The sequence below is a fragment of the Allobaculum fili genome, assembly GCF_020969955.1.
In the GTDB taxonomy this organism is placed as follows: Bacteria; Bacillota_I; Bacilli_A; order Erysipelotrichales; family Erysipelotrichaceae; genus Allobaculum; species Allobaculum fili.
Window position 1 is genome coordinate 1 of record NZ_JAHDSX010000052.1, and the last position, 14,893, is coordinate 14,893.

Genomic DNA, 14,893 nt, shown 5'->3' on the forward strand with positions numbered 1-14,893 from the left:
GCGGTAGATGTATTGAAGTCACTTCTGCCGTATTCAAAGGATTTACCTGAATATCTTCGAATTGGATACCGTGGACCGGATCCGAAGTATGAAGAAAACGATGAAGAATAAAAAATACGCCAAGCGGAATCTCGAAAGGGATCCCGTTTAGCGTATCTAATATTCAGTCTCGCGTATACCCGTCGATTGTTTGACACTTACGTTCCGTCCAGTCCCCTCCGTTTTGGGCACAAAAAAACCCGGCATGACCTCAACGGGTCATACCGAGCGATTTAAATTCAGATTGAAGAGAGAACAGAGTCGGTTCTAGTCTTCTTTTTCAAGCGTCGTCTGGCGAAAGCGGGAAAGGAACTGTTTCGTTCTTTCGTTTTTCGGATGTTCGAAGACTTCATCCGGCGTGCCTTCTTCGGCGATGACGCCCTGATCCATGAAAATGACGCGATCGGATACATCTTTCGCAAACTGCATTTCATGCGTTACGACGATCATCGTCAGACCGGACTTGGCCAGGTCTTTCATGACTTCGAGAACTTCGCCGACCATTTCCGGGTCGAGCGCGGACGTCGGTTCATCGAACAGCAGCACTTCCGGATCCATGGACAGTGCTCTGGCAATCGCGACGCGCTGTTTCTGACCGCCGGAAAGCTTGGTGGCTCCCTTATCGAGGAAGTTCGACATACCTACGCGATCGAGATGCGTTTTGGCGATGGCGACCGCTTCTTCCCTGGAGCGCTTGAGCACCTTGCGCTGACCGAGAACACAGTTGTCCAGAACGCTCTTGTTCTGAAAGAGGTTGAAGTTCTGGAAAACCATGCCGACTTTCGAACGATAGCCGTTCAGATCGCCTTTGAGAATGTCCTGACCGTGGAACGTGATCGTTCCCGAATCCGGGATTTCGAGCAGGTTGATGCAGCGAAGAAGCGTACTCTTGCCGGATCCCGAAGATCCGATGATGGAGACTACTTCGCCTTTGTTAATGGAGAAGTCGATATCGTGAAGAACTTCCTGCTTGCCAAAGCTCTTCTTTAAATGACTGACACGAATTACAGGTTCACTCATGAGGACATCTCCATGAAAAGTTTCTTCTTTTCTTTTCCTTCGTTTTCGCGGGCGTTCATCCTGCGCTCAATGAAGCTGAGCAGCCAGGTAGCGAGCGTCGTAAGAACCAGATACAGAACGGCTGTATCGAGGTAAATTTCCGCGAAACGCATGTTGCTTCCCGCGATGGAAGACGACTGGAAGAACAGCTCCGTTACGGAAATAGCGTTCATCATGCAGGAGTCTTTCAGATTGACGATCAGCTGGTTGCCGATAGCCGGGAAGGTATTTTTGATGGCCTGCGGGAAAATAACCGAGACCATGGCCTGGAAGCTGGACATGCCGACCGCTTTGCAGGCTTCTAACTGGCCGGGATCTACGGACTGGATGCCAGAACGCAGAATTTCAGCCATGTAGGCGCCGGTGTTGATCGAGATGATCACAAAACCGGCCGTAATCGCATTCCAGTGAATGACTGGAAGCAGAAGGTAATAAATGAAGCAGGCCTGAATCATCATCGGCGTACCGCGGAAAACCCAGATGTACAGGCCGGTGATGCCGCGTCCGAACTTCTTCAGTCCTTTCATGAAGGAAGAATCGAGCGGATCAACAGGAACGGAGCGGATGGCGCCGACAATCAGACCGATCAGAAAACCGAACACTGTGCCGACGATCGCAAAGGCGATCGTAACTTCGACACCGTGCCAGAACATCGGCCAGTTATTGACGAGCGCCCGCCAGGCGTAAGACCAGTCAATACTCATACGGCTTATTCACCAGTCGTCGGCGCGTTCAGTACGGCATCCTGCATCATGGATTCGCGCTCTTCGGTTGTGATTTTGTCTAAAGCGTCCTGAACGGCTTTGAAGCTTTCGGTATCGCGGGTATTGTTTTTCAGACCGATGGATACGGATGTATCGACATCAAAGCCCTTGCCGTCTTCAAACGTGATGTACGTCAGATCCGGGTTGGCCTGCACGATACCTTTGGCAACCGGAAGCTCAGCGGTAATCGCTTCGGCTTCTCCGGACTGCAGAGCCAGAATCAGCTCCGGATAGCGTGCTTTTGGAACGACGTGGATAACGCCGTCGATCTGATCGATGACGGTATCGTAGTTGGTGTTTTTCTGGCCGATGACTTTGTGGCCGGAGAACTGCTGAATATCGGTAAAGGAAGCGGCTTCGGAATCCTTCGGTACGATCATGACCATTTCGCTTTCGGAATACGGGGTTGTGAAGTCAATGCCTTCTTCACGTTCTTCGTTTGCGGTCATTCCGGCAACGATGGCATCAATTTCACCGGATTCAAGGGCTGGCTGCAGGCCGTCCCAGTCGATTTTTTTAATGACAAGATCCTTGCCCATTTCGTCGGCGAGCTTGCGGGAAATGCGAACGTCGTAGCCGTCGCAGTAGCCGGCGCCGCTGGCCAGAGGAACCGTCGTATCGGTTTCGGTTGTGGTCTGCCAGTTAAACGGGGCGTAGCCGCATTCCATGCCGACGGTAAAGGTATTGGAACTGTCGCTGGTCTGCGCTGGTGCAGATGAGCATCCGGCAAGCATCATCATGGCAATGGCCGCTGCTGCAATCGATGATTTTTTCATGTATTTTTCTTCTCCTTATTCAAACGAAAATCAGAAATGAAAAAAACTGCGGTATCCGCAGTCAAAAAGATGAAGTTAAGATAACACCTCTTCGACCGAAGGAGTCTGCAAAGTATTTCCCTGCAGCCCAAGATCAGCCCCTGCCGGACCTGTCTTTCGGCGATGATTGCCTTTCCCTTTCTTCTTCGAATGCCTTCTCCAAAAGGTACTATTCTGCACCGCTGCCTCTATCTTTTTCCTGTTTCGTATGTTGCACTCATACTAGCAAGCCCCCGATAGCCTGTCAAACGGATCCCCCAAAAATCCAGAACCGGCACCCTCACGGCGCAAAAAGGACGGGATTTTCTCCTTTTGAACACTCTTTCCTGAAAAAAAGTCCTTTATTCTCATTCTGTCTGCTTTCCTCAACCAATCAGTTTGCCATCGTTCATCCTTGCCGGACAGAACCAAAACTTTATAGCCGTTCGCCTTTTCGCTCGGTCTGCGCATCCGCCCTTTGGACCGTCCTTTCCCATGTCGTCTGAAATTGTCGTTTGAAATCGTTCCGCGAAAACGGCTGCTTCAAAAAACGAATAGACAATCCGCAATGAGAATACGTCCATTTTTAAACATCCGTTGAATGTAACCGCTTAACCGGCCAAAATAAAGAAGATGGAGCCGCTTGCCTCTGTTCCCCCGGCCTGTGCGTTTTCAGGCCATGCAGACCCGGGCGGCTTCTTGCTGAAAAGCAGGAAAGGAAAGATATGAACAAAAGGTACAGACTGCTCAGTCTGCTCTGTTCCGGCGCCATGGCGATGCAAAGCATTTCCGCTTTTGTACTCCCGATTTCGGCTGCAGAAAGCGCTCCGGATCAGACGGTTCGCGTACAGGCTGCCAAAGCGTCTCCGTTTCACGATACGGACGGCGACGGCCTGGGCGAATTCGAAGGCTGGGGCACTTCGCTTTGCTGGTGGGCCAACCGCATCGGCTCAAGCGAAGCCCTGACTTCGGACACGGCAGAGAAGTTTTTCTCCGATGACGGACTCGATCTGAACATCGGCCGCTACAACCTGGGCGGCGGAGACAGCACGATCGCTTCGCTCTCTCCAAACGAAAACGCCGTTCTGTGCACGCTCGAAGAAGGAAGCGCGCCGTCCTTTGGCGGATCCAAAATGCAGATTTCTTCGAAGACGTACAACGATTCGACGCGCTGGCAGAAAACGGACCGCGATCTCGGACTTCTCAAAGGCGCAAAGCTTGGCACTCTTAAGGAAATCGGCTGGATCGGACCGATCAACGGCACGGTAGGCAATGCGGACATGCTGACGTATACCGTTCAGGCAGAAAAAACCGGAACGTATACCGTCAAAGTGCTGGTTAAACTGGACGGTACGCACAACCGCGGCGTTTCCCTGCAAGTCAATCACGACAAAATTTACTCCGCTTCCACAGAGGAAATCGAAAAGAACATCATGGCCGTACAGGGGAACGTGAAATTTTATATAGCCGTTCTCGAAAATGTGGAACTGGCTCAGGGCGAAAACACGCTGCAGCTTGGAGGAAACACAGCTTCTTCCAACACGTACATGCACGACTACATCGAGATGGCGGTCATCCCGGAGGATCAGGTTCTCGAAGACGGCACGCAGGATCCCGGACTGCATCAGAGCCACATTATTCGCTCGGACTCCGCAGTCCCCGGCTACTGCACCAACATCACCCCGATCGTCATTACCGAGGAACACCCGCTCAGCTGGTATGTAGAAAACTTCACCCGGGCCGATCCAGACTGCGGATATGCCTGGAACTATGACTGGGAGGCCGACAAGGATCAGCTGAACGTGCTCAAGGCGGCGTCTTCGGCGTCCGGTCAGGATTTCATTGCGGAAATTTTCTCCAATTCCCCGCCGTATTTCATGACGGAATCGCTCTGCTCTTCCGGAAACTACACCGCCAGTCAGAACAACCTGCGCACAGACAGCTACGACGCCTTTGCAACGTACATGGCAGATGTCATCGAACATCTCCATCAAAACGGAGTGACGTTTGAGAGCGCGTCGGCGTTTAACGAACCGAATACCGATTACTGGGGCGCCTATTCCAGCAAACAGGAAGGCTGCCATTTCGACGCAAACGCCATTTCGCAGATTCTGGTCCGTCTCAACGCAAAGCTGGAAGAAAAGAACATTGATCTCCAGCTGAGCGCGTCTGATGAAACGAGCATCGATACGCAGATCACCACGTACAACGCACTCAGCAGCGAAGCAAAAACCGTAGTCGATCGCATCGATACGCACACGTATGGCGGGAGCAACCGTGCCGGTCTGCAGGCTTTAGCGAAAAAAGAAGAGAAAAATCTCTGGATGAGCGAAGTGGACGGCGGCTTTACCGCCGGAAGCAATGCCGGCGAAATGAGCGCGGCTTTAGGTCTTGGCAAGCGCATCATTACCGATGTCAACGGCCTCAACTGCTCCGCCTGGATTTTCTGGAATCTGATCGACAAGCATGCCGATAATTCCGAATACGGCCAGAGCTGGATTTCGTCTTCCAATGGCATTGATAAAGCCACGCTCGAAGATCTCGGCTGGAACGGTCAGACCGGCGGCTACTGGGGCGTCGCGGCTGCCGATCATAACACCGGCCGCCTTGCCCTTTCCATGAAGTACTACGGCTTTGGCCAGTTCACCCGCTACATCCGTCCGGGCTATACGATTCTCGCTTCCAGCGACAGTACGCTTTGCGCCTATGACCCCGACGAGCAGAAAGCCGTCATCGTCGCCATCAACGACAAAGCCGACGCACAGACGATGCAGTTCAACCTAGGCGATTTCAGTCATGCGCCAGGCAAGGTCACCGCGATCCGTACGAGCGGCTCAATGGAAGAGGGCGAAAAATGGAAAGACGTCAGCGAAGAAGCTCTCGCCTCGAAAGATGATCATTCCGTAACCGCAAATCTGAAAGCCAATTCCATTACGACGTACATCATCGAAGGCATCGGCAAGCCAAAACGCATGCTGGAAGATAGCGGCGCTTTGCGTACCGATCTCTCCTTTGATGTCCAGGACGGAGAAAGCGCTCTGCGCGATCAGTCCGGCTATGGGCTGGATGCGCCTCTGACCAGCCTGGACAGTGCCGACAGCGCAAGCTATGGCGAAGCCTCGATTTTAAGCTTCAGCCAGAACGGCTACGTCACGCTGCCCAAGGGCATGATCGAAGACGGAAACGCCTTTACGATCAGCCTGAGCGCCTATGCGCCGCAGACATCCAGCCACTGGCTGCTGACGCTTGGCAGCAAGGAAGGCGTATGGCCAAACGTCGACAACTATTTCTTCCTGACGCCAAAGAGCGGACAGGGCGGCTACACGGATAAAATTCTTGCCGCCATCTCGCAAAGCGGTGAAACCCGTCTGCCCGTCAATACCGACAAAGTCGCCTCGAACACCGCGTTTAATACGTATACCATCGTCTCGGACGGTTATACGATCACAGTGTATCTGGATGGCGAAAAAGTCACCGAACTCGACCACTCCAAAGACTGGAGCCAGATTTTAACCGGCGATCGCGACGGCTATATCGGAAAATCGCTTTATACGCCCGATCCTCTCTTCTCCGGTGCAGCAGCTTCCTTCAAAGTGTGGAACAAGGCCCTGAACAGCGAAGAGCTCGCACAGGCCTGGAAGGAAGAGCCCAATAAGGACGACTGCATGAAAGCCGCCCTGGCGCAGGCGATTTTAAACAAAAACAAGAGCGTCGATGCGATCGACTCCGATCTGAACTTACCAGCGCAGGTCTATGGACAGAACGTCACCTGGAGCGTTTCGGAAAATGATGCGATTTCCGCAGACGGCAAGTACACGATGCCGCTGGCCGATACGAAAGCAAGCATCACCGCAGCCTTCACCGGCACCGATACATCCTATGTTCTGGATCTGAACGTGCCCGGCGAAGATCCCGACAAAATTGTTTCGGATGCCAAAGCCGAACTGTCCATTCCGAACGCCGACAACATCAAGGGAAACATCAGGCTGCCCGATCATCTGGGCAAAGCGTCGATTACCTGGTCGATGTCCGAATCGGGAAACGGCATTCTCGATCTGAGTGAAAAAGAAGCCAGCGTCCCTGGTTATGGCAAAGTTCCTGCCGGCGTCATCACCCGTCCGGCAAGCGATACGAACGTCACCTTAACCGCGACGATTTCCTACAAGAACACAACCGAAACCAAAGTCTTTGATCTGACGATCAAGGCCGCGCCGAAGCAGCAGGAAATGACGGATTATTTCTTCGCCTATTTCACCGGCGAAGGAAAAGCCGACGGCGAACAGATTTACTTCTCCGCCAGCCAGGACGGCCTGAACTGGAACGACCTCAACGACGGCAAGCCTTCGCTCGTATCGTCTCTGGGCGAAAAAGGCGTCCGAGACCCGTACATTTTGCGTTCTCCCGAAGGCGACAAGTTTTACATCATCGCCACCGATCTCAAAATCAACGGCAACGGAAACTGGGATCGCGCCCAGAAAGCCGGCTCGCAAAGCCTGCTCGTCTGGGAATCCGATGACCTCATCGACTGGGGCGAACCGCGTCTGGTCGAAGTGTCTGCATCGATTGATGCCGGATGCACCTGGGCCCCGGAAGCTGCGTACGATCCGCTGACGGGCGAATACATCGTCTACTGGTCCAGCAAAGTCAAAGGCGACAATTACGCCAAGCAGCGCGTCTACTATACCCGTACCCGTGACTTCTGCACGTTCAGCGAGCCGCAAGTATGGATCGACAAGGATCAGTCTTCAATCGATACGACCGTTATTGCTCATAACAATGCCTACTACCGTCTGACCAAAAACGAAGGCGGCGAAACGAACAGTCTAGGCGCGAAAACCAAGACGCTGTTCCTGGAAAAATCCGATACGCTTCTTGGCGAGTACACCCACATCGCTTCCGATTCGCTCAACGCCAACCAGTATGTCGAAGGTCCGGCCATTTACAAGCTCAACGCCGACGACAGCGCCAGCGACAAATGGATCCTGCTGGCGGATGACTTTGGCGGCATCGGCTACTACCCGCTTGAAATTTCCGATCTGGACTCGGGCACTTTCACAAAACTTGAAAGCGGCTTTAAGATGCCGTCCGGCGCCCGTCACGGAACGCCGATCGCCATTTCGGCCGAAGAATACGACCGCCTGATGAAAGCAAACGGCCAGGCGGAACCCGTAAACACCTGGTATTCGACATCCTCCAAGAGCGGTCTGCCCGAAACCGTCACCATCGGTCATTCCAGCTATCCGGTGACATGGCAAAACGAAGATTTGTGGAGCAGTCATAAAGCCTTCGATACGGTTACGATTAGCGGCACTGCCGTTCTGGATGAAGCGAAAAACGAGACTATGAAGGTTTTCGCTTCCGTTCAGCTGATTCCGGAAAACATGGAATACATGATCGATTGCAACAACCCCGACTCGCTTTCCCACAAATACGCTCTCGCGTCTTCTTCCCAGATGAAAAACACCGTCAGCGAACAAGTCAAAACGGACGAAAACACATGGGGATCGCTCTCGAGAATCGGCGAAAACAGCGGCGATGTCGACATGGTCGCCTTCTCCCAGACCAGTCTGGAAAACCCGTATACCGGCGGATACTGGGCGCGAGGCGGCAAGACGATTTCGTATGCGCTGACGCTTCCTAAAGGCGACCATACGATTTACGTCGGCGTCAACGGCTGGTGGAGCGTCAGCCGCACGATGAAACTGGACGTGACGACATCCAAAGGCACTTCCAAACTCATGGACTGCAACGTCACCAGTTCGAAAGAAACGCTGCACAGCGCCAATATTCATCTTGATCAGGAAGAAACGATTACCCTGACCCTTTCCAAAACGGACAATCAGGATCCGATTCTTTCCTGGATCGGCGTTTCCCTTAAGACCAGCCCCGATAAGACCCAGCTCGAATCCCTGCTTGCCGAAGTATCGGCCCTGAATGAAACCGACTGGACACCTTCGACCTGGAGCGCCCTGCAGGCGAAACGGGAAGCCGCCCAGAATACAGTTTCTAATCCGAATGCGAGTGAGGAGGACGTCAGGGCTGCACTCTCCGCACTGCAGGCAGCCAGAGACGCGCTGAAGCGCCAGTGGAGCGTCACCTTCAAAAACGGAACAACTGTCCTGAAGAAGGCGTATGTCGAAGACGGCCAGAGTGCTGAAACGCTCGCTCCAGCCGCTTCGGAGGTTACTGTTCCCGAGGGCAAAGTGTTCATAGGCTGGACGCCTGCGTTTGGACCGGTTCATGCCATGAAGGAATACACCCCTGTCTTTGAAGACGCGCCAATCGTGGTGGATAAGGAGGCTTTGCAGGCACGCGTCGATGCGATTGAAGCGGAACAGCTTGCTCTGCGTCCCGATGAAAATCACAGCTATGTAAAAGCTTCATTTGAAGCGCTGAATACCGCTCTGGATCAGGCAAAACGCGTTCTGAATGACAGCGACGCCCAACAGAAGACGGTCGATGCCGCGCTCGAATCGCTTAATACCGCCCGTTCGAATCTCACGCTGGTCGACCTGACGTTTGTCCGGCTGACCCATAACAAGTATGAGTCGCTCAACCTGTCGCTCTTTAAGGCGGATGGAAAAGCGGCTCTTACAGAGGCTGCATCGGCTGCCAAAGCGCAGATCGACAATCCGACCAGTCAGAAGGCTGTCAATGACGCGGCCAGTGCTCTGAACCAAACCCTTTTGAAACTGCGCAAAAATCCAGAAGATCCAAAAGCGAATTTCTAATCGTTCCGATTCTATTCGAACAGTTTCTGGAAAATAGAACGAAGATCAATTCTCCTTTACGGATTTTCATCCGGTGTTCTGAACTTTTAAGAATGTCGTCCTTTGTGCCGGCATTCTTTTTCTCTGTCCGGATTTTTTCTGTTCAGATTTTTTCTTTCTGGACTTTCTTTCTTTCGCAAAAAAGGCTTTGCCGCCTGGCTGTTCAATGCGAGCAGCAGGCAGACAAAGCCTTTTCGTATGCAGTGAGGATCAGAAATCGGATTCGAATTTTGCAAATCCGGATTCCGATCACAATTTCGTTTTTTGCGGTTCGCTAATCCTGGACGTGAATTTTCATGCCGTTGGGATTGGAAGAAACGGTTATGGACGATTTTGTATCTTTGTTCTCGCCGGGGCGTTCTGGATAGGTTGCCCGGCGTTTGGATGCGGTGTTGAGTTCGGGTGTTTCCACGCGAATCGATTTGTTCTGCGAGGAACTGTTATTGTGCTCGGAGGAAGAAATCCAGTTTTCACGCACCGTCTTTTCTTCTTTGCTCTCCTCGACTGTGCCGTACCAGGCAATGCCTTCCTGATTCCAGCCGGCTTTTTTCAGATAGCTGTATTCGTTGGAATCCGTAGTGAAGTGGTGCGAGCCCGTTCTGGCATTCGGGTTATAGACACGGTAAACCGGCGTGCCTTCCTTCAGATCGGAATACCAGCCGATGCCTTCGTACGTCCAGCCGGCTCGAATCAGGCCGTCTTTCTCTTTGGCATCCATTGTGTAATGGTGGTCGCCCGCATTCGGGTTGTACAGGCGGAAAACCGGCTCGCCCGTCGCTGGAAGCTGCCAGGCGGTGCCTTCATCTTTCCAGCCCGCATCGCACAAGAAGGCCCATTCGTTGCGGTCGGCGGTGTAAAAATGTTCGCCGGAATTCGGGTTGTAGACGCGATACATCGTCTTAGGCACTTCGTTTACCGTGCATAACGATTTCCAGTCTTCGGCGGAACCGAAAAACTTGTTGAGATCGAGATCGCCGTCGTAGCCTTCCAGACGGCCTCTCGACGAATACTGGTGCATCCAGTATTCCTCAAAGGCGCCCGTACCGGCCCTGTCGGTAAACGTATTTTCCCGATAGCCGTTCTGCACTTCGTTCTGGCCATAGTTGGCGACCCAGAGGGGATACCCTTCTTCCGCCAGACGGCTCCAGTCCAGCGTCCGGGTGTAATAGCTGCTCATGTAAATCATGCACTTCATGCCGGACAGACTGTAGTAGGCTTTCACAAAGCGGTACGCCCAGTCGGTATCTTTCGCGCTTAACAGATCGCGCGCTTCAAAGTCGAGAATCGGCACGCCCTTGCCGATGTAGGCACGGGTTGTGCGGTAAAAAAAATCAGCTTCCTTTTCCGGCGTGTCTTCGCAGCCGCGATCATGCGCAAAGTGGTAAAAGCCAAACAGCTTGCCGCTTTCAAGAATGCTCGAGGCGTACTCGTAAAATTTCGGATCCCGGTAGCCGTTGCCGCCGGATGCCTTGCAGATGATAAAATCCGCATCCATGGCCGCCGGATCGATACCGTCCTGCCAGCGGGAAATGTCAATACCGTTGAGCTTCACGTCGCTCTTGCGGTGATTGTCGAGCGGAAGAGGCATGGACGGCTTGTCTTCCTCCTGTTCGCTCGCTTCTTCCACGATTTCCTCTGTTATGACTGCCGGCGTTTCTGGAGCGGCCGGATCAGCAGTCGGAGCGGAAGGCGCAGTGTTATCGGATGGAGTGTTGTCCGGTGTGGAAGACGGTTCAAGCGGCATGGAGGATACGTCCTGCGAAGGGCTGCCCGTCTGCGGCATGGAGGAGGTGTGCGTTTCTTCCATAGGCTGAATGTCCTGCGCATGCACAGGAAGGCCGCCCAGCACCAGACCGCCGGCCAGCGAGGCCTGCAGAAGCCTGTTTCGTGTTGTTTTATAGTTCATCATGCAATCTCCTTTTGCGCGTTTTTGATGAAATTTTTTTGCGCTGGATTCAAATTTCTCTGCTGCGCTTTTCCCTCGCGGGCTCGTCAACCCGGCTGAAAGTCAGGTCGCGGGCAGAGAGGAAGCCGTTTCATTGTAAAGTTTGTACAGTCCTGAAATCAAGATTCGAAAGACATTTTAAGCGCAGCGGCAGAGCGGCCAAAACCATGTGCCTTTTCTTCATAGACTCGTTCTTCTTCGGCTGAAGGTTTCTCTTCTCGCTGCGTTTTTTCTCTGGCTGCCTTCCCTGACTGAATTGGAAACAAAAAGCCAGTCCCAAAACAGGACTGGCCAGGTTCGAAAAGGTGATGCAAAACTAGTCTTGCGAAATGATGGTATTGATCTGATCCTGCGCGATCATCATGGAAACGACATCGAGACCGAAGATCGACAAAATCAGCATGAGTACCGCGTTGTTGGACTGACGACGGCCGGAGCAGTCATACAGCAGGTTACCCAGCTTGTAGAAGTAGTAGATGAGGTACAGACCGCAAGTCACGATCGTCAGCAGGATAACCGACATGGCAGACGGTCCATGCGGCTGGCCTTTGGCTGCAGCAAGACGATTGGAGTCTTCTACGAGCAGATAGAGCCAGACGATACTGAAAATACCGCAGGTCAGAATGCTTCCGAGCAGATACAGTACGGGGTTGCGCGGGGTAATGTAGGCGGTGGAAGAATTGCCTGCGTTCGAGCGAAGATCCGGCTGGGAACGGCGCGGCGCAGTCGACTGCGCAGGCAGATAGGCGCGCAGTTCGGTAGCGGAAAGGTTTCTCCAGTCTTCAAAATCGCTTTTCCAGACAAGGGATTCGCCGTCAAGAATACCCTGACGGATGTAGCCGATCATAACCGTTTCCGAGAACGGTCCATAGGAGCGGCCGTTTACAGCGTAGTACCATTCCTGCGCCTGCGAGCTGTCGCCATACGTTTCAGTAGTCGAAGAATAGGAACCGGACATGCTGGTCTGGGTACTCTGCGGCGTGCTCGTATCCGTAAAGGCGTTCGTACTGGACGCTGCAGCGGTTTCGGGCTCGGCCGGCATTTCAGCAGGCTCACTTTCCTGATAGAGCGGTGTGGATTTCAGGCGGGTCCATTCTTTCATGCCACGCGTCCACACGTACGTATCCGGACCGAGGTCGCCTGAAACGATCCGATTCAGGAAATCGTCTTTGGAAAAAGGACCTTTGGAGGCACCGTCTTCGACGTAGTACCAGGCCTCCGTGCTTTTGGTTTCCGTTTTATTTTCAGAATCCGGAAGACGCGTCCCGCACTCATTGCAGAACCGGCTGGTATCCAGGTTTTCCGTCTGACAATTTGGACATTTTTTCATGTGAAAACTCCTTATTTTCAATAAGCAGAGCGATAACGGTCCGGTCTGTTTGCCGGAACATCGTTTCCATCGCTGTATACAGAACACTCCCAAGGCGGGGGCTTTGGGAATTTCACAGAAATTGTGCCACAGAAACATGAAAATAATCTTAACGGGCTGTCTTTTTTCCTGAAAATTTCCCGATCGTGAACAGGAGGATAAAAGCTTTCCCTCTTTTTACCGGACCGGTTCGACCGTTTTCTTCTTTTTTCGGATTCGTGCACGCTCAGCCAAACTTGATAGAATAAGAACATGCAAATCATTCATTCTGTCCTGATCGGACTTGAAAATACGCTTCTCAACCAGTTTGGAGACATTCCTCCAGCCACCATGTCCATTCTCGAAGATCTGCATTCCAAGGGGATCGTCCTTGGTCTGTGTTCTCAGCGCGATGCCCGCTGGGTTCTTCATTTTCTGGAGCGCAAACGAATCGACAGGATTTTTTCCTACGTTCTTGCCGCCGAAGGCAGCCAGTACGTTTCCCTGCCTGAAAAAAAGATCATCAGCCTGCACGCGTTTAATCCAAAAGAAGCCTGCGAACTGCTGACGAGTCTGTCGACGCTGGAATCCGACCTTTCTCTGAAAATCCCCTGCGCCCGCATCATCGACAGCGGCCGCCGCTACCTGTGCGATCATCCGGGAACGTACGCTTTTCTGTTCGCTTTGCGCGAGCACCTCTACCCGGTTCGTTCCGTCGATTTCAATACGCTCAAATCGGAATCGTCCTATCACCGTCTGCTTCTGATCAGCTCCAAGGCGCTGATCAACCGGATCCGCCGCAAGAAAGAGCTCGAAGCCTATCCGGTCTGCCGCGTCTTCCCGACCGTTCTGGAAATTTACCCGCGCGGCAGTTCGCTTTGCGAAGCCTTTGCACTGGCCCAGAAGGAATTTCATTTCTCAGCCGAACAGACGCTCTGCTTCGGCTCGCTGAGTGTTGAAAAAGCGCTGCTGAAGGAAACGTTTGGCATCGCGATGAAAAACAGCCCGAAATCCGTCATCGATGTCTGCCGAAGAACGACCAAGTACAACGCGGGACAAAACGGAATCGCCTATATGATCAACGTCCTGCTCATGGAGAAAGCCTGTGTTTTTCGAAAGCCGAACGGAAAAGCCCGTTAACGAAGACGCGCTGGGCATCTCTTCGTCAGTCTGGCTGATTGCGGACGGAGCGAGCGCGCTCAAGGGCGGCAATCGCATGCAGACGGGATCGGACGCGGCGTGGCTGGCGCGGTCCATTGCCCGATCCGCGAAACGCTTTGAAAATCTGGACGCGTCCATCGAATCGATTCTCAAAATCATTCTAAATGAGCTTTCCGCAGCGTTTGGAGAGTGCCCCGAAGACGAAATGCCTTCCTGTACCGTAAGCATCGTGCGCGCCAGTAAGCGTACCCAGGCCTTTGAATATTTCATTCTGGGCGACAGTCCGCTGCTGTTTGCCTTAAAGGATCGTCCGCTTCGTCTGGTCGACGAGCGTGTCGGTTTCTTTGACAATAAGGTTCTGGAAGCGATGGCCCGAATCCGTCAAAACGACGATCTTTCCTTAAAAGCGCTTCGGGCGCTTCCCGAAATTCAGTCCATGCTCATCGCCAACCGCGCCCGCAAAAACAATCCAGAAGGCGGCTATCCGATTGTCGATCTGAACGCCAGCTGGTTTGCCCCGCTGACGGGTTCCATTCCCTTTGACGAAGTAAACGGATTTGCGCTGTACAGCGACGGCTTCGATCAGCTGCAGGGTTTTCTTCACGAAAGCGATGACGATTTTGTTATAAGGCTGCAAAACGATCCCGCAGGCGCCATGGATCTTCTCTGGTCGCTGCAGGAAGAAGATCCCGATGCCAGAGCGCTTCTGCGCCTGAAAAAGCGGGACGATACGTCTCTTATGGCGGTCGATGCAAAAGAGGCTCTCAAAAACCTGCAGTCCGATCTCGCAAAATGAAACGATAATACTGAAGAGGGTGCCTTTTACGGCCCCTTTTTTCATACACTTTTTCGTCGCTGCTTTTTAACATCGATTTTGCCGGCGGCTTTTGTAAGTGTCAAACAATCGACGGGTATACGCGAGACTGAATATTAGATACGCTAAACGGGATCCCTTTCGAGATCCCGCTTGGCGTATTTTTTATTCTTCATCGTTTTCTTCATACTTCGGATCC

The 14,893-nt window shown here is 52.8% G+C and carries 8 protein-coding genes and 1 riboswitch; of the genes, 3 read left to right on the top strand and 5 right to left on the bottom strand.

Annotated elements, in window-relative coordinates; translation table 11 throughout:
* Window positions 1-306 precede the first annotated feature (306 nt).
* Genes Afil_RS09330 through Afil_RS09340 form a run of 3 tightly spaced genes read right to left on the bottom strand, consistent with a single transcriptional unit; the run spans window position 307 to window position 2,638 of the window.
* On the bottom strand, window positions 307-1,059 hold the full coding sequence (locus Afil_RS09330) for an amino acid ABC transporter ATP-binding protein (RefSeq protein WP_230268289.1): 753 nt from the start codon (window positions 1,057-1,059) through the stop codon (window positions 307-309).
* The gene (locus Afil_RS09335; protein ID WP_230268290.1) at window positions 1,056-1,802 is read right to left on the bottom strand and encodes an amino acid ABC transporter permease; all 747 of its coding nucleotides are present in this window, start codon (window positions 1,800-1,802) and stop codon (window positions 1,056-1,058) included. The genes Afil_RS09330 and Afil_RS09335 overlap by 4 nt, the downstream gene beginning before the upstream one ends.
* Before the next feature lie 5 nt (window positions 1,803-1,807).
* Window positions 1,808-2,638: a transporter substrate-binding domain-containing protein gene (locus tag Afil_RS09340; RefSeq protein ID WP_230268291.1), complete on the bottom strand. Its 831-nt coding sequence runs from the start codon at window positions 2,636-2,638 to the stop codon at window positions 1,808-1,810.
* Window positions 2,639-2,711: 73 nt separating this feature from the next.
* Window positions 2,712-2,876, bottom strand: a riboswitch (Lysine riboswitch).
* A 505-nt stretch (window positions 2,877-3,381) separates the two neighbouring features.
* On the opposite strand from Afil_RS09340, the gene Afil_RS09345 reads away from it, so the two are divergent.
* Window positions 3,382-9,387 (top strand): glycoside hydrolase, encoded by a 6,006-nt coding sequence (locus Afil_RS09345; protein ID WP_230268292.1) that lies wholly within the window; start codon window positions 3,382-3,384, stop codon window positions 9,385-9,387.
* 313 nt (window positions 9,388-9,700) lie between these two features.
* Here Afil_RS09345 and Afil_RS09350 read toward each other — a convergent pair whose 3' ends face one another.
* Together Afil_RS09350 and Afil_RS09355 are read right to left on the bottom strand one after the other, a co-directional pair.
* Window positions 9,701-11,335, bottom strand: coding sequence for a GH25 family lysozyme (locus tag Afil_RS09350; protein WP_230268293.1), 1,635 nt, complete (start codon window positions 11,333-11,335; stop codon window positions 9,701-9,703).
* A gap of 352 nt (window positions 11,336-11,687) precedes the next feature.
* Entirely contained in the window at window positions 11,688-12,701 is a 1,014-nt protein-coding gene (locus Afil_RS09355) for a GYF domain-containing protein (RefSeq protein WP_230268294.1), read from the bottom strand.
* Between the two features lie 291 nt (window positions 12,702-12,992).
* Between Afil_RS09355 and Afil_RS09360 the strand changes: the two genes are divergently transcribed.
* Both Afil_RS09360 and Afil_RS09365 read left to right on the top strand, forming a co-directional pair.
* Window positions 12,993-13,859: an HAD hydrolase family protein gene (locus Afil_RS09360; RefSeq protein ID WP_230268295.1), complete on the top strand. Its 867-nt coding sequence runs from the start codon at window positions 12,993-12,995 to the stop codon at window positions 13,857-13,859.
* Window positions 13,825-14,676 (top strand): protein phosphatase 2C domain-containing protein, encoded by an 852-nt coding sequence (locus tag Afil_RS09365; protein ID WP_230268296.1) that lies wholly within the window; start codon window positions 13,825-13,827, stop codon window positions 14,674-14,676. Before Afil_RS09360 ends, Afil_RS09365 begins: the two co-directional genes overlap by 35 nt.
* Window positions 14,677-14,893: the final 217 nt, after the last annotated feature.

Excerpts from the sequence above, each read along its gene's own strand:
- Afil_RS09360 (WP_230268295.1), top strand. The coding sequence starts at position 12,993 with ATGCAAATCATTCATTCTGTCCTGATCGGACTTGAAAATACGCTTCTC.
- Afil_RS09335 (WP_230268290.1), bottom strand. The coding sequence starts at position 1,802 with ATGAGTATTGACTGGTCTTACGCCTGGCGGGCGCTCGTCAATAACTGG.
- Afil_RS09330 (WP_230268289.1), bottom strand. The coding sequence starts at position 1,059 with ATGAGTGAACCTGTAATTCGTGTCAGTCATTTAAAGAAGAGCTTTGGC.
- Afil_RS09350 (WP_230268293.1), bottom strand. The coding sequence starts at position 11,335 with ATGATGAACTATAAAACAACACGAAACAGGCTTCTGCAGGCCTCGCTG.
- Afil_RS09340 (WP_230268291.1), bottom strand. The coding sequence starts at position 2,638 with ATGAAAAAATCATCGATTGCAGCAGCGGCCATTGCCATGATGATGCTT.
- Afil_RS09345 (WP_230268292.1), top strand. The coding sequence starts at position 3,382 with ATGAACAAAAGGTACAGACTGCTCAGTCTGCTCTGTTCCGGCGCCATG.
- Afil_RS09355 (WP_230268294.1), bottom strand. The coding sequence starts at position 12,701 with ATGAAAAAATGTCCAAATTGTCAGACGGAAAACCTGGATACCAGCCGG.